The sequence below is a fragment of the Sphingomonas sp. GW821-FHT09E03 genome, assembly GCF_059416225.1.
Map to the genome: position 1 here is coordinate 24,298 of NZ_JBWKOS010000008.1, position 21,658 is coordinate 45,955.

Sequence of the window (21,658 nt, forward strand, 5' to 3'; positions counted from 1 at the left end):
GCGTGCCAAAATCGCTTTAAAGTGACGAAGCCGGCTTGCGCACCATCATTCCCATCAAGAAGGCCAGGGATCCACGCCGAACGTCCAGTCTTCGGACAGATGTCCGGATGCTGCCGGAGTATATCGCCTCAGGGGTGGGCTCGGGCAACCGACAGAGGCGCTGTTACACCGCCCCCGGTGGGCTGCTTTGATCCGGTTTGATTGACCTCGGTCCCGCCTGCGGCTTATCCCGTTCCGGGTTGCCTCGTCGTTCAAAGGTGGAAGAATTGGCAGACTTGCAACCGTCGATGTTGAGCGCGTGTATCGCTGATCGCCCTTTCCAATTTGAAAGGGGCGCGGCCTGGCTCTTCACCGTGCCATATGACCCGAACTCCACGGCGGCTGTCGGCGGCGAGCGGGGAGGTCCGCAGAGGGGCGATGGCGGCGTGCTGCCGCAGCCGCTCGGCTCGGATCGAACCCGCTGCGGGTTCGGCCGGTGAGCGCGCCTGCCGTCACCATCCACCACGTCGGCGAGGAGAAGCGGCCGCTGGTGGTGATCGACGATTTCGCCGCCGATCCCGATGCGCTGCGCGCTGCCGCGGTGGCGCAGGCGTTCGATCCTGCGGCGCATCATTATCCTGGCGTCCGCGCGCCGTTGCCCGCCACCTATCTGCCCACGCAACTTGCCTCCCTCACCGAGATTTTTCGCTCAGTGTTCGACCGGGGCGGGACGGCTGATGTCATCGATGCGAGCTTCTCGATGGTGACGACGCCACCTGCCGACCTCAGCATCCGGCAGCGGCTGCCTCACTGTGACGCCTTTGGCGCCGACCGGATCGCGCTGGTTCACTATCTGACGCCGCAGGGCGGCGATGGCACCGCTTTCTTTCGCCATCGCTCGACCGGCTTCGAGACGCTCGACGAGGTGCGCGCGCCGATCTTCTTTGGCCAGCTCGATGCCGAGTTGCGGTACGGCGGCGTGCCACCGGCCGCATATATCGCGGGGGACACGCCCCTGTTCGAGCGCACCATGGCAGTGGATGCGCGCTACAATCGCGCGGTTCTCTACCCGAGCTACCTGCTTCACAGCGGCGCGATCGCACCTGACGCGGTGCTCTCGGACGACCCGGCACGAGGGCGCCTCACCGTCACGGCGTTTCTGTCGGTCGCCTAGCGCGGCTTCACCGTCGTCACCATGACCGCGGCGGTCGAGCGCACGCCAACGCCACGCCGCGGCGGACGCTGGCGATGCACCGGCCGCGCGTCGCATCGGCCATTGAGGCGTGGCCTACCCATAGTGTGGCAATTTTTCGACACATTGGGGAAATGTTCAAAATAGTGCAGACATACATACCTTTGCGGAGTGGCGTTGCTTGACAAGCTTCGAGCGATTGTGAAGTTAACGTTCACAAGAAGCGGCCCAGTCAATGTGGGAGCTGCAAAGGGGAGGATTGACGATGCGGAGCTTTGCGGCTCGCTCGATTTCGCGCTTGGTATTGAGCGCGTCCACGCTGGCGATCGTCGGCATGCCGACGATGAGCTGGGCTCAGGACGCCGCGACCCAGGACCAGCACACGCCATCAACAGCGTCGACGATGGGCCAGACGGGCGCGTCGCAGATCGATACGCAGGCCGGGGCGCCACAGGCGACATCGGAAACCAACCCGACCACCGCCGCAGAGCAGGCCGGTGCCGATGCTGGCGCCGACATCGTGGTGACCGGCATTCGCGCCAGCTTGCGTGAATCGATCGACATCAAGCGCAACAGCCAGGGCATCGTCGACGCGATCTCGGCCGAGGACATCGGCAAGTTCCCCGACACCAACCTTGCCGAATCGCTGCAGCGCATCACCGGCGTGTCGATCGATCGGTCGAACGGCGAAGGCCAGTTCGTCACCGTCCGCGGCTTCGGCCCCGAATATAATCTCGTGCTGCTGAACGGCCGCCAGCTGGCGACCTCGACCATCGGTGACGGCAACAGCGCGCCGGCGTCGCGGTCGTTCGACTTCTCCAATCTGGCGTCCGAGGGCGTCGCGGCGCTCGAGGTCTACAAATCGGGGCGCGCTACCGTGCCATCGGGTGGCATCGGCTCCGCGATCAACATCAAGACCCCGCGTCCGTTCGACAAGACGGGGCTGCGCGGTTCGATCCAGGCGCGCGGCGTCGACGACATGTCGGAGAACGGCAAGAACCACATCACGCCCGAAGTGTCGGGCATCATCTCCGACACCTTCGCCGACGATCGGATCGGCGTGCTGGTGCTCGGCAGCTACCAGAAGCGCGACTTCGGCGTGAACCAGGCCAATGTTGGTTTCCGTGACGGTTACCTCGGCAACGAGAACAACTGGGGCTCGCTCGCGCAGCCGGGCGATCCGCGTTACGCCAACATCACCAACCATCCTGGGCCGACCGACGTCTACCAGGTGCCGCAAAATGGCGGCTATGACGTCGCCAGTGGCCGGCGCGAACGCATCAATGGCCAGGCGGTGCTGCAATTCCGTCCCGTCGACAACGTCACGCTGACCTTCGACGACACCTATTCGCGCAACACCGTCGAGATCCGCGACAACAGCGTCGGCATCTATTACAATCACAACGATACGGTGAGCGCCTGGACGGACGGGCCGGTCGCCGGCCCGATCTTCTATACCGAGCGCTTCACCGCCGCCGAGGGCAAGGACCTTGCCTATTCGGCGTCGCTGACTTCGGCGCGCAGCGAGAACAACGAATTTGGCGGCAACCTCGTCTGGGAGGCGCCGGGCGGCGTGACCATGACGCTCGATGCGCAGCATTCCACTGCGGTGTCGAAGCCGAACAACAAGTACGGCAACAGCAACTCGCTCGGCACGGCGGTGTTCGGCATCCAGAGCCAGACGCTCAACTTCGATCACGACCTGCCCGGCATCTCCTACACGATGTATCCGGGGATCGATCCGCTCAACGCTGCAAACATCGTCCCGTCGGGCAACGCCTTCCGCAACTCCTACTTCAAGGATCGGATCAACCAGGTTCACCTGAGCGGTCATTACGATCACGGCCACGGCCTGATGGATTCGCTCGACTGGGGTTTCGAATATACCGACAACAAGGTGCGCTCCGCTTACAGCGTGCTGCAGAATGACACCTGGGGCGGTACCGGCGGCGCAAGCGCGGCGCAGCGCGCTGCGGCGGCGGCGCTCCTGCCCGACGATCTGTTCAAGCTGGTCAGCATTCCCAACGCATTTAGCGGCATCAACGGCGCAAACGACCCCTCGATCATCCAGCAATTCTACAGCTTCAACTTCGAGAAGGTCGTCGGGCTGCTCGACAGCGCCTATGGGATCTGCGGCGGCGACGATAACTGCCTGACGCCCTACACTACGGACAGTCGTGTTCGCGAGAAGACGCTGGCCCCCTATTTCCAGTTCAACGGCAAGTTCCAGTTGCTGGCGGGTGAAGGTCACCTGATCGCGGGCCTTCGTTACGAGAATACCGATGTGTCCGCGTCAGCGCTGGTGCCGACGCCGACCGGTGCCCGGCAGAATTCGCAGAACGAATTCAACGTCCTTTACACCGGCCAGGGCTTTACCACCTTCAAGGGCAGCTATCACAATTGGCTGCCGGCGGTGGATCTTGACATCTCGCCGCTGCACAACGTCAAGTTGCGCGCGTCGTACAGCCACACCATCACCCGGGCAGATTATGGCAGCCTGCAGGGCGGCGAGCGGCTCGACACGCTGTTCCGGCCGGGCAGTGCCGCCGGCTTCTACGGCAACGGCACGGGATCGGTCGGCAATCCGGGTCTGATTCCGTTCAAGTCCAAGAACGTCGATCTGTCGGCGGAATGGTATTACGGGCGTGAAAGCTACATCTCGGTCGGCTTCTTCCACAAGGACGTGTCGAACTACATCGGCACGACGCAGATCAACACGACGTTCCCGGGCGTGACCACCCCGCTGGGTGGCCCGCGCTATCAGGCGGCGATTGCGGCGCTGGGGGCGAACGCCACCTACGGTGACATCCTGCAATATGTCGCCACCAACTACCCGACTACCGTCGGGCGCGATGCCAACGGCAATCCGACCACCATCACTGCGCAGGCGGACGATCCGGCCGTCAACTTCGTGATCTCGACGCCGTACAACAGCGATCAGAAGGCGGCAGTGAATGGCTGGGAGTTCGCGATCCAGCACAGCTTCTGGAACACGGGCTTCGGCACGATCCTCAACTATACGATCGTGAACGGCAACCACGATTATGACAACACGCTGCCATCGAGCGTCACGCAATTCGCGATCACCGGGCTGTCGGACAGCGCCAACGCGGTACTGTTCTTCGACAAATACGGGCTCAACGCGCGGGCGGCGTACAATTGGCGCAAGGGCTATCTGGCGGGCGCGGGTACCAACCCGACCTATATCAACACTTATGGCCAGCTCGACGTCAGCGCGAGCTACAGCATCACGCCTCAGGTGTCGGTGTTCGTCGAAGGCATCAACGTGCTGGGTGAGGATCGTGGCGGCCACCTCCGTTCGGATCGCAACATCACCTTCGTGACCAAGCAGGATCCGCGTTACTCGGCGGGTGTGCGCTTCACCTTCTGATCAGGCGCCAGGGCAGCCGCGGGATTGCCGCGGCTGCCCTATTGACGAATGGCGGTCGTAGGTCTGCAGTGGCGCGTATGGCAGGCACGCGCAAAGCGGCTGGCCATGTGTCGCTTGCCAACGCCAACGTATCGCTCCAAGGATCGTGCTCACGACCATGTCTTCGCATGAGATTTTGACCGCGGAAGCGCACCAAGGCCTTCGCGTCCGTACAGACTGCGGTACGTCGCTTGGCGACGGGGTAATGAGCTGCGTGGTCGTGCCCACCGAATTTCGCGCGGTTCAGGACGAATATCCCATCCTGTTCCGGCTCTCGCCCGAGCGCGACTCCTTCCAGGCCTTCGCCATCTTCGGCTTCGAAACCGGCGAGAATCTGTTTCTGGACGACACTCGGTGGGACGCGAGCCATCGTCCGCTGGCGATGACGATCCAGCCGTTCCTGATTGGGCGCAACGCTGGCGAGACCGGCGACGAGCCCGCGCAGGTGCATATCGACACGGCGAGCCCTCGTGTCGATCGGACAGGGCATGAGGGCACGCCCCTGTTTGACGAGCTGGGCCGCGCGACCCCCTTTGTCGACATGATCGCGGAGCGGCTTGGGGCGCTCGATACCGGTTATCGCGAGGTCGGCCCCTTCTTCGCCGCGCTACAGCGCTATGATCTGCTCGAGCCGATTGTGTTCGAGTTCACGCTGGTGGACGGGTCGAACAAGCGCTTCGTTGGCTTTCATGCGATCGACGAGGATCGGCTGCGGGCGCTGAGCGCCACCGCGCTTGGCGACCTGCACGAGCACGGCCACCTCATGCCCGCATTCATGGCGATCGCGTCGCTGGGTCGATTTCAGGCTCTGATCGACCGCAAGAACCGGCGGCTCCGCCATGGCTGAGGCCGACCCCGGCCCGCTTGCCCAAGCTACGGCCGTCGCCGAGGTGGCGGTGACCGACGCGGCGGATCTCGACCGCCGCCTTCGCGAAGCGGATCAACCGTTTGTCGTGCGCGGGCTCGCGGCCGACTGGCCGCTGGTTCAGGCGGGCCGCCGATCGGCCCGCGATGCGCGCGATTACCTGCTTGCCCGTCGCAAGGACGTGCCGTTCACCGTCGCGGTGGGGGCGCCTGGCGATGATGGCCGGATGTTCTACGACCAGGCCTTGCAGGTCAACTTTCGCACGCTGCAAGCCAAGCTGCCCGAGATATTCGCGCGAATTGACGCGCTGGAGGCAAGCGGCGACGTCCAGCCGATCTATCTCAGCTCGATCGACATGCACCAGTTCTTCGATGGATTGTTCGAGCCGAACCATGTCGACCTTGGCGACCGGTCGCTGATGTCGAGCATCTGGATCGGTACGCGCACGCGCGTTGCCGCGCACAACGACCTTCCCGACAATCTCGCCTGCGTCGCTGTCGGACGTCGGCGCTTCACGCTGTTTCCGCGCGATCAGTTCCGCAACTTGTACTTGGGTCCCGTCGAGAACACGCCGGGCGGGCGGGCGATCAGCATGGTCGACTTCCACGCACCGGATTTGACCAAATTCCCGCATTTCGCCGAAGCGATGGCCCAGGCGCAGGTGGCGGAGCTGGAGGCGGGCGATGCGCTCTACATTCCCTCGATGTGGTGGCACCATGTCGAAGGACTGGCGCCCTTCAACGTGCTGGTGAACTTCTGGTGGCGCGACACGCCTCGCTGGCTCGGCAAGCCGCAGGACGCGCTTAACCACGCGATGCTCGCGATCCGTGATCTGCCGGACGACGAAAAGCGCCACTGGCGCGAGATGTTCGACCATTATGTGTTCAACAATGGTGACGATAGCGTTGCGCATATCCCGGAGGGCGCGCGCGGCGTGCTGGCGCCCTTGACGCCTGAGACCGCATCGCGGCTGCGCACCTTCCTGCTTCGCCAGCTCAGCTCATGACGGCAGGTCGGCCCAGACGCATCGTGATCGCCGGCGGTGGCACCGCGGGCTGGATGGCGGCCGCGGCGATCGCGCGTACGATGGGGCGCACCGCCCAGGTGACGCTCGTCGAGTCGGACGCGATCGGCACCGTGGGGGTGGGGGAATCCACCATTCCCCCGCTCGTCGCCTACAACCGGCTGCTCGGCATCGGCGAGGCCGATTTCATGCGGGCGACGCAGGCGACGTTCAAGCTCGGTATTCTGTTCGATGGATGGAAGGACGGGCGCGACCGCTATTTCCATTCGTTCGGGCTGACAGGAAAGGACCATTGGTCCGCCGGCTTCCAGCACTTCTGGTTGAACGGCCGCGAGCGCGGTCATGGCGAGCCGTATGACGCCTACTGCCTGGAATTGGCTGCCGCACTGGAGGGCAAGTTCGCGCATCTTCCCGACAATGGTCTGAACTACGCCTATCAGCTCGACTCCACGCTGTACGCGAAGTTCTTGCGGGAGATGGCGGAGGGCGACGGAACGACCCGCATCGAGGGGCGTATCGCGCGCGTCGAGCTCGACAGCGAAAGCGGCGACGTGGCCGCGCTGCACCTTGATGGTGGCGCGATCATCCCCGGCGACCTGTTCCTCGACTGCACCGGGTTTCGCGCGCTACTGATCGAACAGGCGCTTCATGTCGGGTTCGACGACTGGACGCACTGGCTGCCGTGCGACTCCGCGATTGCGGTCCAGACCGCGAGTGTCCGCCCGCCTGTTCCGTACACGCGCGCGATGGCGCACGATGCAGGCTGGCAGTGGCGCATCCCGCTCCAGCACCGCACGGGCAACGGCTTTGTCTGGTGCAGCCGCTATCTGGAGCGCGACGCTGCGCTCGAACGGCTGCTCGGAAATGTCGAGGGGCAGGTGTTGACCGAACCCAATCACATCCGCTTCGTGACGGGAGCACGGCGGCGGCAGTGGCATCGGAATGTCGTCGCGATCGGGCTGTCGGGCGGCTTCATGGAGCCGCTGGAGTCGACCAGCATCCATCTGATTCAGCGCGCGATCCTGCGGCTGATCCGGATGATGCCGCAGGGCGCGATATCGCCGCGCGACATCGCCGAGTTCAACGACCAGCAATTTACGGACATGGAGCAGATCCGCGACTTCCTGATCCTCCACTATAAGGTCACCGATCGCCGCGATTCGCCCTTCTGGCGGCAGTGCGCGAGCATGCCGATCCCGGAGAGCCTCGCTCACAAGATCGACTTGTTCCGCGAAACCGGGCGCGTGTTCCGTCGCAACGAGGAGCTGTTTGCCGAAAACAGCTGGGTACAGGTGATGATGGGGCAGGGCATCGTACCGCGCGAGCATCACCCGATTGCGGCCAAGCTGCCCGACGACGAGCTGGCGCGCTTCCTCTCGACGCTGCGCCAGAATGTCGCACGTACCGTCGCAGGGCTGCCGTCGCACGCAGATTACGTCGCGCGCTACTGCGGTGGCTGAGCGGGGGGGCAGGCGGCGGCAGGCCGTCACGATCAAGCATGTCGCGGCAGCGGCGGGCGTGTCGCTGCAGACGGTGAGCCGCGTCATCAACAAGGAACTGAGCGTCCGGCCCGACACAACCGCGCGGGTGCAGGAGGCGATCGACCGGCTCGGCTATGTGCCCTCGATCGCCGCGCAGCGGATGGGCGGCTCGCGCTCCTACCTGATCGTCGCGCTCAATGATCGTGAGCGCACCATCGCCGACTGGCAGGCCCGACAGGGCACCGACTGGATCGACCAGATGCTGCTCGGCGGCATGCTGACCTGTGCCGAGCATGGCTACCGGCTGATCGTCGAACTGGTCGACACGCACAGCGACCATATCGAGCGCGAGCTGATGGCCGCGATCGCCGCGCTTCAACCCGATGGCGTGATCCTGACGCCGCCACATTCGGAAAATCCGCTCATCGTCAAACTGCTCGACGCGCAGGGGATCAGCTTCGCACGGATCGGCTCGTTGCAGGGTGGCGCCGGCTTTGCGCTGACGATGGACGATGAACACGCCGCACGAATCGCGACCGAGCATCTGCTCGGCATCGGTCACAGGCGCGTGGGCTTCATCGCCGGACCACCAGACTATGCCTTGAGCGGGCGGCGGATCGATGGCTGGCGGGCCGCGATGGCGGCAGTGGCGCGGGACGTCCATGATCTGCTCGCGCACGGTGACTTCAGCTATGCATCGGGATGCGTTGCCGCCGCCGCGCTGCTCGACGCGTCCGAGCCGCCGACCGCCATTATCGCGAGCAACGATCAGATGGCGCTCGCCACGCTGGAGACGTGTCGCGCGCGGGGCATCACCGTCCCACACGATCTATCGCTCGTCAGCTTTGACAACACCCCGATCGTGCGCTTCACCCATCCGCCGCTAACCGCGATCGATCAGCCGATCGCCGACATCGCCGCGCGCGCGGTAACGCTGATCATCGCCGACCTCGCAGGCAAGGAGGCGCCGCCGCAGCCGATCATCGTACCGGCAACGCTGGTGCTGCGCGGGTCCACGGCTGCTTGCTAGATGTAAGCCCCACGGGCAGCGCCGCTCACCTGCCGCGTCGATCGACGCTGTTCCTGCTCGCCTTCGCGCTGGCCAACGTCGGCGGCGTGATCGGTTATCTGCCGCTGCTGACCTTGCTGCTGCCGCTCAAGATCGAGGCGCTGACCGGATCGGCGCGGATCGGCATCTTCACCGCGACGGTGGTGGCGGGGGCGATCGCCGCCAGCTTGGCAAACATCCTGTTCGGCTGGCTCAGCGATCGATCGGTCGCCCGGGGTGGCGGACGACGATCGTGGATGGTGGCGGGGCTCGGCGCGACAATGGTCGCTTACGTCATGGTGGCCGCGGCGCAGGCGCCGATCGCGATCGTTGCCGCCATTGTCGCCTTCCAGGTGGCGATTAACGCGCTGCTTGCGCCGCTGTTCGCGATCATGGCCGAGGAAATACCCGACGCGCAGAAAGGCACGGCGAGCGGCCTGCTGGCGCTTGCCAATCCTGCGGCGTCCGGGTTGTCCGCGGTGCTGATCGGCATGCCGGCCTTGGGCGACGGCGCGCGGCTGGCGATCATCGTCGCGGTGATGGCGCTCTGCACGCTGCCGTTGTTGCTGACGCCCGCGGCGCGGCAGGCGCCTGCCTCGTCTCCGGCGACCGTCACAGGTATCGTCACCACCGGGCTTTCCCGGCGTGACCTGTTCATCGCCGGCATGGCACGACTGTTCATGCAGATCACCAGCGCCGTGACGCTCGCGTATCTGCTCTATTATTTCGAAAGCATCGTTGCCGACGGACGCCACCTGCCAGCAAGCGTCGGCACGCTGATGGCGGTAGGTTTCGTGCTGTCGCTGCCGGTCGCGGTGATACTCGGCCGGATGTCGGACGGTGTGGCACGGCGCAAGCCGTTCCTCATCGCCGCGGCGTTGGTGTCCGCCGCCGGGCTGGCGGGTATGGCGTTCGCAACCGGTTGGTCGAGCGGGGCGGCGGCCTTCTGCGTCTATGCCGTCGGGTCGGCAGTGTTCGCCGCGCTTCATGCCGCCTTTGCGATGCAGCTGCTGCCACAGCCCAACCGTCGGGGGCGCGACCTCGGGCTGCTCAACCTCACCAACACCTTGCCATCGCTGCTCGGGCCGCCGCTGACCTGGTTGCTGGCGACGCCGCACGACTTTACTGTGGTGATGCTGCTGCTCGCCGGATTCAGCCTCTGCGGCGGCGTATGTATTCTGCTGGTGGGTGGTCGGCGCTAGCGGCGCCAGTAACGCACGTAGTCTACCGTCATGCGCTGTGGCAGCGCGGCATCATCGACGCCCTGCTTGCCACCCCAGTCCCCGCCGATCGCAAGGTTGAGGATCAGCTGGTAGGGACGGGTGAACGGCCACGCTGCCGCCCCGCCCGGCTGGTCGTCGGCAACGCGCAGATAGGCGCGATCGTCGACCCCGATCAGGATCGCATCGCGGCGCCAATCCAGCTGGTAGCGATGGAAGTGCGTGCAAGCGCTGGCCACCACGCGCTGTGCGCCGCGTTGCGTACCCTTGGTGTGATTGAAGGCGCCGGTGTGGAGCGTCGCATGGACGACGCGCGGGTCCCAGCCGACCATTTCCATGATGTCGATCTCGCCCTCGTCGGGCCAGCTGCTGCTCGATGGCAGCAGCCAGATCGCCGGCCAGGTGCCACGGCTACACGGCAGTCGCGCCCGGATCTCGTAGAAACCATAGCCCAACGCCTGTCGGCTGACGAGCTTGGCCGAGGTATAGGCCTGCCCGCCCCAGTCGGGGTGCGTCGTCTTGGTCAGCGCCTGGCGTTGCGCCTCGATGACCAACGCACCGCGCGAGACCCGCGCATAGCGTAGCCCGTAATATTGCAGTTCGTGATTGGCCCATCCCCCGGCGTTGCGCGACGTGTCGAACCGCCATTTGCGGCGATCTACCGCGGCGCCGCCGAACTCGTCGGCAAAGGTAGGCGCGGCGCGGGGGGCAGCAATCGGCAGATCGACCTGATGGTTGGCTGCGCCGAGCGTCGCCACCTGGGCAGCGAGGAGAAACAGGCTCATCGTGGTGCTCCTTCGCTGGCCGGATAGCTTACGAGCGTCTGACGGATTGCCCCGGCGCGCGCAGCCTCGCCCGCCTCATTGACCAGATGCGCAATCGTGCCCTTGCCGCCGCCGAGCGAGATGGTGGTGACATGGGACACGGTAACCCCGGGCTTGCGCGGGACTTCCACCGCGCTCTCGAGCACGATCGACGGATCGGCGGTGAAATTGGCATAGATGCCGAGCCCGACAGCATGGTGGCGCTCGACGTGATCGGCAACCTTGTAGGCAGCCCAGCCGCGGGTTCCTCCGGCCATATAAGCGGCTTGGCTGGGCGGATCGTAGGGCAGCTCGTTCTGATAAAAATAGGTCCGGCCGCGGTCTCCGTTCCACAGCGTCTGATAGCGACGGAAATGCTCCACGAAGAGCCCGTACATGGTCACGCCGTTTCCGTTGACGACCAAGCCTTGATTGCCGACGCTCTCGTTCCAGCCGACATGAACGCGGCCATGATCGTGGTCGCCGTGATCGGCGCGCCAGATCCACAGATGATCGCCGATGACATGGTGGCTGTTGATTTCCAGGCAGGTCTCCGCCTGACCGATGGCGGCGCCGCCGACGCGGAAGAACAGGTCGGCGAGCAGCGTCGGATCGGCCGCATGATCGCGCGTCGCACCGCGCGGACCGACCTCGACCAGCACCGGCGACATGGCGGGGCCGGCGTCGATCAGCAGGCCGGCGATCGACACGCCGGGCACGTCGGAAATCGTCAGCGCCTTGCTGCCGTCCTCGACCAGCAGGGTTGCAAGGCCCAGCCCAAGCACGACCGTTCCGGCGCGCGTCACGCGCAACGGCTCGGCCAGTCGGTGAATGCCCGGCGTCAGCAACAGATGGCGGCCTGCTGCAAGAGCGGCGTTCATCGCCGCCACGGGCGTGCCGGGCTGCGCGATCAGGAAGTTCGACAAGGGTAGTGCGCGCGCGGGCGGGGCACCGGCCTGCCAGCTCACCCCGCGCGCGTCACGGCGCAGCCGGGGAACCATGACGCACCACGCGTCCGCGGCGGTCAACGCTATGAACGGCTTCTCCCGTATGACGGGTGCCGAGGGCAGCGTGGTGTTGGGCGGCATCGGAAAGCTGTCCGCGGGCGCGCCGCTGGTGCCCATGAACATCATGTTCCAGTTCGCACCGCGCCAGCCCGCGATCTGGCTGTTGCGGGTGAACCATTGCTGCTGGCTGCCGGAGCGGACCACGCCGTCGATCCGGCAATCGGCCATGAACCCGCCGCTCGACCAGCCGCCATCGTCCAGCGCGAGGTCGCCGGCGAGATGGACGCGGCGATAGGGCGCGGCCTGCGACACCGCCCAGCGATCGAAGTGGTCCCGTGGCCGCACTGCAAGGTTCTCGACGCCGCGCCAGAAGTTCACCAGTGCCATGCCCTTGGCCCAGTCCGCCTCGGCATGAACGTGGCCATCGATGGTCACGTCGCCGGGCGCAGTGCCCAGCCCGAGCACCTGCGTGAAGAAGCCGACGTTGACGTCGACCCGGTAGCGGCCGGGCTTGAACAGGATGGCATAACGCTGGTCGGTGAAATGAGCGCGTTCCTGCTCCCGGAAGATCGCGTCGAGCCGGGCCTGGATCGCCGCTGTTGGCATCGCAGGATCGAGCACCAGCACGTTCGGCCCGAAATCGGGGAGCGTGGCTGCCGCGGGCGCCGCTCGCGGCATGCTGCCGACCAGCGCACCCGCGGTCAGGCCGGTGACGACGGCGCGGCGGCTTGGCCGCACTGGCTGTTGTGGCTCGGTCACGGCCGCTGCTCTCCCTGATCATTGTTTTACCGAAACCTAGCAGATGTGCCGCCGCCGCCAAGCGCCGCGGCGTCAGCCTGGATCAGGCTGTTTACCTGGTGGGAGGCGCGGCAGGACCGTTATCGGTGTCGGCGTGCAAACCGTCTGCCATGGGCATCCGGCAGTGCCGATCCGACGATCACCAACTTTTCTCGTTGATCCGGCGCTGGCGCTCGGCTTCGGCCGCGCTGGTGCTCGGCGGCGGGTGATTGACGGCGGGTATGGGCCCGTCGGGCGCCCAGCGCGTGACGATCACACCTTTTGTCCCGACCTGCTGATCGAGCAGCCGCAGTGCGCCCGGCGGTGTGCCGTTGCCGAACAGGCGCTTGCCGGCCCCGAGCACGATTGGATAGGTCATCAGCACCAGCTCGTCGATCAACCCGGCGGCGAGCAGCGGCGGGTAGAGCGTCGACGAGCCCTGGATCAGCAGGTCGGCGCCATCGCTCTCCTTGAGCGCCCGGATGGCAGCGAGGCCATCGAGGCGGTAGCTGTTGGCCCAGCCGAGTGGCTGGTCGCCATGCGACACCACATGCTTGTCGGCCGACGTCAACGCCTCGCCCATTCCGCCCAGATCACCATCGACGAACGGCCAATAGGCTGCAAAGATATCGTATGTCCGCCGCCCGAGCAGGAGCGCGAACGGAGGGGTGAACAGCCCGCCCAGCACCGGGTCGACCACATCGTCGCCGATGCCGAACACCCAGCCGCCTTGATCGAAGTTGCCGGTCGGATCTTCGGTAGGCCCTCCAGGTGCCTGCATCACGCCGTCCAGCGATACAAACGCTGCGCCGGTTAGCTTGCGCATCGATCTCATCCTCCTGATGGATGCTGTGCCGGCAGTAATCTTCGATCAGGACATGCTGGGCGGCAAGGGGGCAAATCAACTGCCCCGGACCATTTCAGAAAAGCTGTTCGAGTCGGATCGGCAGATCGCGAACGCGGTGGCCGGTCGCGTTGAACACCGCGTTGGCGACCGCGGCATTGACGCCGATGATGCCGATCTCGCCGAGGCCTTTAATACCTTCCGGATTGACCGCGGTATCCTCGTCCTCGACCATGATGGCGCTCATCGTGCCAAGGTCTGCCGCGGTCGGTACGAGATAGTCGGCCAGGTCGCGGTTGAGGTAGGCGCCGGTTGCCGGATCAACGATCGTTGCCTCAAGCAGCGCCGCGCTCTGGCCCCATAGCATGCCGCCCAGCATCTGGTTGCGCGCGGTCAGCGGGTTGAGGATCCGTCCTGCCGCGAATGCGCCGACATGGCGTCGGATACGGACCTCGCGCGTCTCGGCATGGACGCCAACCTCGATAAAATGCGCGCCGAAGCTCCAGGCGAGCTTCCCCTTGGGCGTGCTCACCAGCTTGAGATGTCCCTTCCTCAATTCGTCGATCGTCGATGGTTCGGCGCCGGGCGGGGTAAAGCCGATCTCCACGCGGCGGGGGGCACCCACCGGCTGCGTCCGGAGCTGGCGGCAGGCCTCGGCCAGCGCATTGACCAGGGTCGTGCTGGTCGACGAGCCGCCGGAGATCCCCGCGGCGGGCAGATCGGTGTCGCCGAGCTCGACCGCCACTGTGGCAAGCGGCACCGCCAGCCGCTCGGACGCGGTGATCGCGAGCAAGGTGTAGAGGCCGTTGCCGATCTCGTGATGCGCGGTCTGGACAAGGACGGCGCCGTCCGCGTCCTGGCTAACGCGAATGATCGCTGCGCCGATCTTGGCCGGGCGCGCGGCAGCGGCAACGCCGTGGCCGACCAGCCACGCCCCGTCGCGGGTGGTGCCGGGCGTGACGGAACGGCCGGCCCAGCCGAAGGCCGCTGCGCCGGCGTCGAGGCAGCGCATCAGCGGTCGGGTGGTGAAGGGGTGGCCGGTGACCGGATCGACCAGCGTGTCGTTGCGGCGGCGCAGCTCGATCGGGTCCATCCGCATCGCATGGGCAAGCTCGTCGACCGCGCTTTCGAGCGCGAACAGATAGGGCACCTCGGGCGGCGCACGCATCGGCCCCGGGGTGTTGCGGTCGACCCGCGCAACGCGTTCCTGTGCGGCGATGCTGCTGCAGGCGTAAAGCGCGGTGCTGACGTCGGTGCCCTCCATCGCGAAGGTGTCGAAGCGCGATGTCGCCATCGTCGCGATGTGCGACAGCGCGACAAACCGCCCACCGGCATCTGCCCCGAGCCGGATCGCGTGGTGGGTCTCGGTGCGATGGTTGGCGATGGTGAAGCTGTCGCGGCGGCTGACCGCGATTTGCACTGGCCGCCGCAGCCGCCGCGCGGCGATCGCGGCCAGTGCGGTATGCTGCGACAGCGCGAGTTTCGAGCCGAAATGGCCGCCGATGAAATGCGCGACGACGCGAATCCTCGCCGGGTCGATGCCGAGCTGCGCGGCAAGGCCGTTGCGTGCGGCGCCGACGAAGCGGGTCGGCTCGTAGACGGTCAGCATGTCGCCCTGCCAGACGCAGGTCGTGGTCGGCAGCTCGATCGGGTTATGGTGCTGGATCGGCGTGGTGTAGGCCGCGTCCACTGTCGCCGCAGCGCCGGCGATTGCGCCGGCGACATCCCCGGCGTGGCGGTCTTCAAAACCCTTGCGCAGGCTGGTGAGCGGTTCCGACGTGGCGCCTGCGGCGCCGAGCGCGCCGACGTGCGGCGATCTTTCATAGCCGGTGCGGATCGCCAGCGCTGCCGCCTGCGCCGCCTCCAGCGTCTCAGCGACGACGACCGCGACAATCTGGCCGGCATAATGGATGTCGGGCGAGGCGAGGGGCCTCAGCGTGCTGTTCGCCCAGCCATCGGCCATCATGTGACCGACCGGCGCGACGGCATTGCCTACGTTGCGGTAGGTCAGGATGTCGAGCACGCCCGGACCTTGCAGGGCGGCTGACGTATCCATCCGCACGATCCGGCCTCGCGCCATCGGGCTGGTGACGAGCACGCCATAAACGAGGTCGCGCGGGTGGATGTCGCCCGGGAAATCCGCGGTACCGCAGACCTTGGCGGGCCCATCGATCCGTACATGCGGGTCACCGAGCACCGCGTGGCCGCCCGCATCGGCGGAATCGGAAGCGTGCTGGCCGTCCATGCTCATCCCTTTTCAACGCACCGGGCTGTCGGAGTTCCCGTGCGATCGCTTATACGTCCTGCGCGCTGTCGCCGCCGGTCACCTCGAAATTGGCGCCGCTGCACATCGCCGACGCATCCGAGGCGAGGAACACCGCCATTGGCGAGACGTCCTCGGGCTTGAGCCAGGCGACGTGCAGCGGCACGCGCGGGGCCCGGTTGTTCCACGTCTCCGCCTCGGTCGGGTTCTTCGGCGGATTGTCCTCGGTCTCGCCGATGACGTGGCTCCAGCGCTCGGGGTAACGGGTGAGGGCGGTGTCGATAAGCCCCGGCAGGATGCAATTGACGGTCACCTGATACTTGCCGAACTCTTCCGCAGCCGACTTCATCAGGCCGATGATCGCGTGTTTGGAGGCCGAGTAGGAGGAGGCGCCGGCGGTGCCGTGCTTACCCTGCATCGACGAGATCAAAATGATCCGGCCGGACTTCTGCGCGCACAGGGTGGGGGCGAACGCGCGCACGGTGTTGGCGGTGCCGTTCACATTGTTGTCGATGACATCGTACCAGTCGGAATCCTCCATCTCGAGGATGCTCTTCCAGCGCTGGATCGCGGCATCGGCGACGACGATGTCGATTCGGCCGACCTCGGCGACGACCCGGTCGTGCGCGGCGCGCAGCTGCGCGATCTTGCGGATATCGCCTTTGCTGGCGAGGCAGCGCCGGCCGAGGCCTTCGATCTGCCGCTTGGTCTCGGCAAGATCGGCAGGCGTCGCCGGCTTGGCGTTGGAGGCGGGCGAGACATAGCCGGCGATATCGAAGATCGCGACGTCCGCGCCGTTGGCGGCGAGCTCGACCGCGATCGCGCGGCCGATGCCGCGCGCCGCACCGGTCACGAACGCGACCTTGCCGGCGAGCTTGGTGTCGCGGCCGGCCCAAATCGGCCCGGCGCTCGGCGGATTGGCCGGAACCTGCGCTTTCAGCACCGACGGGGCCGCCATCGCCCCGACCGCACCGGCCGCCATCATGAGCGCTCGCCGATTGACCAGCGATGATGACGATTCTGTCATGAATTCAGCTCCTTGACGCATCCTGCGGTGTGACATTCGCGACGCGTGAAGGTTGCCGGGCCAAGCAGGCCGAGTCTGTAGAGCAGTGGAACGGCCCATGGGCTGGCACGTTTTGATCGCATGACTTCCCTGATCTTGCTGGCGATGGCGTCGCTGACCGCAACTGTTCCTGCAGACCTTACAGCAATGAAATGGCAGCGGCGCGTGCTGTTGATCAGTGCAACGACCGCACAGGATCCAGCACTTGCCCAGCAGCGCAAAATCCTCGCGGCCTGGCGAACCAAGGCCGATGATCGAGATCTCAGCATCGTCGAGGTTATCGGCAACAAGATCAGCGGCGCCACCGACAATGTGCAGGTGCTCCGGAGCAAGTATCGCCTTCCCTCGACCGGGTTCACGGCGATCCTTATCGGCAAGGACGGGGGCGAAAAGCTGCGCAGCGCCACGCCCCTGCGCAGCGTGCAGCTGGAAGAGATCATCGATGCCATGCCGATGCGACGGGCCGGGGAGCGGTGAGGAACAGCATCGCATCCATGAGTGACGACGGATTGCCGATCGGAGGCGGAACAACGCCGGGCTGCTGAGGCGCCGTTGTACAGCAGATGGTGTGGACCATGGGCGTCCGGGGCATCACGCCCTATCGCCCGGTGCAGACGAGCCATCGGCAGGATCGTCAGCCGGCGCGGATCGCGCCAAGGTTCAGCGCACGTGGCTCCGTCCTGTCATTGAGGACGGCCGTGCAACCCTGTGCTCGTCGAGGCGGTCGTCCTCACCTGACGGTGCCTGACGGCACGTCAGAATGCCGCGTCGAGCCCGATCCTCAACGTTCTGGGTCGCAGCGGCGTCACCTGATCGCGCCCGGTGGTGAACGGCGTACCCAGCGCGAAGCGATTGCCGCGCACGTCGGCCAGGTTGGTGAGGCTGGCGGTGAGGCCCATCTCGCCCAGACCGAGGCGAGCAGTGAGAGCGCTGTCGAGATAGCTGCCCTGGCTCTGGCCCAGCACCGGGCCAACGCCGAGCCGCGATGATCCGACATAGCGGACCCAGCCGTCGATCTTGAGCGTCGTCGAACCGCCGAGCTGGCGCCCGTAGGTGGCGCCGGCGCGCGCCGTGACACGGGCGATGTTGGGGATCTGGCTCAGCCGCGCGAGGATCTGGGCGCGGGTGGCGAGGGGATCGAGCGCTGCTGCGCTGCCGACGAGGTTGAACAGGCGCGCCGTCGAGGGGTCGTCGATTCGCCCGTCGTTGTACGACACGGCGGCCTCCAGTCGCAGCCCCTTGCCAAGGCGCGCGCCGGCCGTGCCTTCGATCGTCCACAATCGGCCGTCGCCGATATTGGCGGTGCTGGGCAGGCCGGACGAGTCGATGAAATCCGCCTGGATGTCGCGCCAGGCGGTATGCGCCAGCGTCAGGGTGCCGTCGACGCGGCCGGTGCCGCGGGTGCGAAGCCCGGCCTCGATGGTGGCAACGCGATCGTTGCGGAAGCGGCGCACGAAGTCGCTTTCGATGGCCAGGCCGCCGGGGCGAAAGCCTTGCTGGTAGCGCGCGAAGAGCTGGACCTGCCGCGTCAGGTCGACGAGCGCGGCCGCCGATGGCAGCACGATCGTCTGCGCGCGCTGGGCAGTGACCGCCAGTTGCGCGAGGGCGATACGCTGGTCGACATCCTCGCCTTCGCCGTCGAGCACGGAGCGGGTGACCCGCAGCCCGCCGGTGGTTAGCAGCCCGGGCAGCAGCCGCAGGCTGCCCTCGCCGTAGAACGTGGTTTCGGCGATGCCGTTGACGACGCCGGTGGTAGGCTCCAGCGCACCGGGCGCGCCGAACAGCCGGGTCAGCCGCGACCGATTGTGGATGTAGCTGAAGCCCGCAAGCCATCCCGATCCATCGGGCCGCGAGGACCAAACCCGAGTCTCGTTCGCCTGCATGCGGGTGCGATTGGCTTGGGCGAACAAGCGGACCGGCTCTCCGGGGGCGGTGGCGTCGTAGCGCTCCATCAGATCGTGCGCCGTCACCCCGCTCGTCGAGCGGACATGCACCGCGCCGATCGCGCCGGCGAGCACGAGCTGGGCCTGGCCGAAATCGGCGCTGAATCCTTCGGTGACCGGCGCCGATCGGCTGAGCGGGCGACCGGCGCGATCGGCATATTGGCTGTCGGCGCCGCGGATGCGCTGGCCGATGCCGATCAGCTCGACGCTCCACTCGGTCGCGAGGTCCCAATGCACCGCGGCACGACCGCCCTCGATCCGGGTGCGGTTGACGTCCGTACGGTCGAGCAGCGGCTTGTCGATATAGCCACCCTCCGTCGCCGCCGTGGCGACGAGGCGGAGGGCGAGACGATCGGTGACGAGCGGCACGTTGGCCACCAGCTGCGCATCCGCGCCCGGCGCGCCATGGGTGGTTGCCGATCCCCCGAGCACGGCCGAGCCGCTGAGCCGCGACGGATCAGGCGGGTTGGGCACGAGCCGGATCAGGCCGCCGAGCGAGCCGGCGCCGTAGAGGGTGCCCTGCGGCCCTTCCAGCACCTCCACCGCGGCCAGATCGGCCAGCCGCAGGTCGGGATCGGGTGCGTTGTAGCTGAGGCGCAGATCGCCGAAATACTGGCCGACGGTCGCCTGGGTGGGCCCGGTGAAGCTCGAATCGGCGATGCCGCGGATGAACAGCTTGTTGCGCCCGGCGCCCAGATACGTCGAGGCGACGCTGGTCAGCCTGTCGGCAAGCCGGTCGGTGCCGCCCGCGCCACCGAATTCGAGGTCGCTGCCGCTGACCTGGGAGAGCTGACCGGCAAAATGATCGCGGGTGAGATCCCGTTTGCTGGCGACGACGATGATGTCCGCGGCAGCGGAGACGCTGGGTGGTGGAACGGTGCGCGCCGCAAGTACCGGCCTTGGCTTGCTCGCCGTCGTTCGTTCAGGCTCCAGCCGCCAAGCGGCGTGACCAAGATCGACGACCCGCGCGTGCGCCCGCCGGGCGATCAGCGCCAGCACGGCCGCCGGGGGTAGGCGTCCTTTCAGCGCCGGGACCCGCTGCGCCCATAGTCGAGCATCGGGCACGACCACGCTTGCCTTCGCCAGACGGCCGAGCGCCGTCACCTGCTGGCCGACGGTGCCGGCCGGCAGATCGATCGCCACCGTCTCGGCGGCCGCCGGCGCTGGAGGCACGAGGATCATCACCGCCGCCGCCGCGACGGCGCGCACGGGTGTCACGGTGCAGCGTCCAGCATCCAGTCACCGGCCTGCTGCTGGACGGCGACGCCGAGCAGCTGCCCGAGCAGCGCCGGCCGGTCCCTGACCGTGCCGACATCGAGCGTACCGTGGAAGGTCCGCGTGGCGATCGCCGGGCTGGCGACGACCCGCCGCCCGAGTTGCCGGGTGAGATCGGCTGCCACCTCCGCCAGCGGTGCGTCGTCATATGCCAGCCGACCGTCACGCCAGCCACCGACCGCCGCCGGTTCGACGGTGGTGCGTTGCAGCGATGAGCCCGTGGCGATCACCGCCTGACCGGGATCGAGCCGGAGCCGGGCGCCATCGGGATCGACCATCACCGCGCCCTCGGCAACACCGACGACGGTCCGGATGCCGCTCGCCTTGACGTCGAACAGCGTGCCGAGATCGACGAGACGGAGATCGCCGGCGGCGACCGTGAACGGATGCCGCACGTCGTGGCGGACCCGAAACAGTGCCTCGCCGCGCTCCAGCGATGCGGTCCGCGCATCGGCATGATCGAGCCGCACCCGCGTGCCGCCGGCCAGCACGATGCTGCTGCCATCGGCCAGCGCGACCGTCCGCTGCTCGCCGTTCGCGGTCTCGATTGCATAAGGGCGCGGCATCTCGGTCCAGATGCCCAGCCCGACCGCCGCCGCCACGGTGGCGGCGACAGCGGCGCCCAGCCAAGGCGTCCAGCGCCGGCCGTGCCGCTGCGCAGGGGCATGAGGAGGGGCCAAGCCGCGGGCGGGCGCCGCGATGACCGGCTTTGGCGCCGAGGTGAGGGTCTGCGCCTCCACCGCGAGCAGATCGTCCAGGTCATGCATTGCGAACGCTGCGCGATCGTAACGCTCGGCACGCGTGGCATCACCCTCGAGCCATTGGGTGAAGGCGTCCCAATCGGCATCGGGCTCGGCCATGCGAAGCGCCCATCCGAGCGCTTCCTCGTCGATACGCTGGTCGGTCATCGCAGGCGTTCCTTGAGGTCCAGGACGGCGCGGCAGGCGGCGCGCAGATCGGCTTCGACCGTGCTGAGGCTGATCCCCATCTCCGCGGCGATCTGCCGCTGCGGCACCCCGTCGATGCGCGACCGTCGGAAGATCGATGCGGCCCGGGGGGGCAGCGCGGCGAGGGTCGCATCGACCTGGGCCGCCGCCTGCCGCGCCGCGACGATGCGATCCGGTGTCGGAGCGGCGGCCTCATTCGCCTCGCCTTGTCCGTCCAACCAGTCGTGGTCGCGCCGCTCGGCTTGGCGGCGGGCGCGGTAGCGGTCGATCATCGCCGTGTCGGCGGCGCGGTAGAGATAGGCCAGCGGGTTGCCGATCGGCCCGTCGAGCCGCTTGGCTACCTTGAGCCACACCTCGTGCACCAGATCCTCGGCGGCATCGCCCGCGCCGCGGGCCAGCAGGAAGCGGACCAGCTTGTCGCGATTGGCGAGGTAGATGGCCTCGATCCCTGTGGGAGATCCGGGGGGCGGCATGCGGTTGACCGGTTCAATGGA

The 21,658-nt window shown here is 66.8% G+C and carries 16 protein-coding genes; 8 read left to right on the plus strand and 8 right to left on the minus strand.

Annotated elements, in window-relative coordinates; all coding sequences use genetic code 11:
- Positions 1–475 precede the first annotated feature (475 nt).
- The 7 genes from AC07M8_RS15205 to AC07M8_RS15235 all read left to right on the plus strand — a co-directional run bounded on the left by AC07M8_RS15205 (position 476) and on the right by AC07M8_RS15235 (position 10,221).
- The gene (locus AC07M8_RS15205; protein WP_495175166.1) at positions 476–1,153 is read left to right on the plus strand and encodes a DUF6445 family protein; all 678 of its coding nucleotides are present in this window, start codon (positions 476–478) and stop codon (positions 1,151–1,153) included.
- Between the two features lie 283 nt (positions 1,154–1,436).
- The gene (locus AC07M8_RS15210) at positions 1,437–4,562 is read left to right on the plus strand and encodes a TonB-dependent receptor (protein WP_495175167.1); all 3,126 of its coding nucleotides are present in this window, start codon (positions 1,437–1,439) and stop codon (positions 4,560–4,562) included.
- 145 nt (positions 4,563–4,707) lie between these two features.
- On the plus strand, positions 4,708–5,448 hold the full coding sequence (locus tag AC07M8_RS15215) for a SapC family protein (RefSeq protein WP_495175168.1): 741 nt from the start codon (positions 4,708–4,710) through the stop codon (positions 5,446–5,448).
- Positions 5,441–6,472, plus strand: a complete 1,032-nt coding sequence (locus AC07M8_RS15220) for a cupin-like domain-containing protein (RefSeq protein WP_495175169.1) — start codon at positions 5,441–5,443, stop codon at positions 6,470–6,472. The genes AC07M8_RS15215 and AC07M8_RS15220 overlap by 8 nt, the downstream gene beginning before the upstream one ends.
- Positions 6,469–7,950 (plus strand): tryptophan halogenase family protein, encoded by a 1,482-nt coding sequence (locus AC07M8_RS15225; RefSeq protein WP_495175170.1) that lies wholly within the window; start codon positions 6,469–6,471, stop codon positions 7,948–7,950. Before AC07M8_RS15220 ends, AC07M8_RS15225 begins: the two co-directional genes overlap by 4 nt.
- On the plus strand, positions 7,943–9,001 hold the full coding sequence (locus AC07M8_RS15230) for a LacI family DNA-binding transcriptional regulator (RefSeq protein WP_495175171.1): 1,059 nt from the start codon (positions 7,943–7,945) through the stop codon (positions 8,999–9,001). The genes AC07M8_RS15225 and AC07M8_RS15230 overlap by 8 nt, the downstream gene beginning before the upstream one ends.
- On the plus strand, positions 8,995–10,221 hold the full coding sequence (locus tag AC07M8_RS15235) for an MFS transporter (protein WP_495175172.1): 1,227 nt from the start codon (positions 8,995–8,997) through the stop codon (positions 10,219–10,221). Before AC07M8_RS15230 ends, AC07M8_RS15235 begins: the two co-directional genes overlap by 7 nt.
- Here AC07M8_RS15235 and AC07M8_RS15240 read toward each other — a convergent pair.
- The 5 genes from AC07M8_RS15240 to AC07M8_RS15260 form a co-directional block, all read right to left on the minus strand.
- Positions 10,218–11,024: a glycoside hydrolase family 16 protein gene (locus AC07M8_RS15240; protein ID WP_495175173.1), complete on the minus strand. Its 807-nt coding sequence runs from the start codon at positions 11,022–11,024 to the stop codon at positions 10,218–10,220. The genes AC07M8_RS15235 and AC07M8_RS15240 overlap by 4 nt on opposite strands.
- Positions 11,021–12,808, minus strand: coding sequence for a pectate lyase-like domain-containing protein (locus AC07M8_RS15245; RefSeq protein ID WP_495175174.1), 1,788 nt, complete (start codon positions 12,806–12,808; stop codon positions 11,021–11,023). Before AC07M8_RS15245 ends, AC07M8_RS15240 begins: the two co-directional genes overlap by 4 nt.
- Positions 12,809–12,986: 178 nt before the next feature.
- A complete protein-coding gene (locus AC07M8_RS15250; RefSeq protein WP_495175175.1) occupies positions 12,987–13,652 on the minus strand; it encodes a dihydrofolate reductase family protein in 666 nt (221 codons plus the stop codon).
- Between the two features lie 94 nt (positions 13,653–13,746).
- Positions 13,747–15,915: a xanthine dehydrogenase family protein molybdopterin-binding subunit gene (locus tag AC07M8_RS15255; RefSeq protein ID WP_495175176.1), complete on the minus strand. Its 2,169-nt coding sequence runs from the start codon at positions 15,913–15,915 to the stop codon at positions 13,747–13,749.
- A 49-nt stretch (positions 15,916–15,964) separates the two neighbouring features.
- The gene (locus tag AC07M8_RS15260) at positions 15,965–16,960 is read right to left on the minus strand and encodes an SDR family NAD(P)-dependent oxidoreductase (protein ID WP_495175177.1); all 996 of its coding nucleotides are present in this window, start codon (positions 16,958–16,960) and stop codon (positions 15,965–15,967) included.
- A 120-nt stretch (positions 16,961–17,080) separates the two neighbouring features.
- On the opposite strand from AC07M8_RS15260, the gene AC07M8_RS15265 reads away from it, so the two are divergent.
- Positions 17,081–17,476: a DUF4174 domain-containing protein gene (locus AC07M8_RS15265; protein ID WP_495175178.1), complete on the plus strand. Its 396-nt coding sequence runs from the start codon at positions 17,081–17,083 to the stop codon at positions 17,474–17,476.
- A gap of 278 nt (positions 17,477–17,754) precedes the next feature.
- On the opposite strand, the gene AC07M8_RS15270 is transcribed toward AC07M8_RS15265, so the two are convergent.
- From AC07M8_RS15270 to AC07M8_RS15280, 3 genes are read right to left on the minus strand one after another with little or no spacing between them, the layout of a single operon-like run.
- On the minus strand, positions 17,755–20,151 hold the full coding sequence (locus tag AC07M8_RS15270) for a TonB-dependent receptor (protein ID WP_495175179.1): 2,397 nt from the start codon (positions 20,149–20,151) through the stop codon (positions 17,755–17,757).
- A gap of 5 nt (positions 20,152–20,156) precedes the next feature.
- Entirely contained in the window at positions 20,157–21,125 is a 969-nt protein-coding gene (locus AC07M8_RS15275; RefSeq protein WP_495175180.1) for a FecR family protein, read from the minus strand.
- Entirely contained in the window at positions 21,122–21,637 is a 516-nt protein-coding gene (locus tag AC07M8_RS15280) for an RNA polymerase sigma factor (RefSeq protein WP_495175181.1), read from the minus strand. The genes AC07M8_RS15275 and AC07M8_RS15280 overlap by 4 nt, the downstream gene beginning before the upstream one ends.
- Positions 21,638–21,658 lie beyond the last annotated feature (21 nt).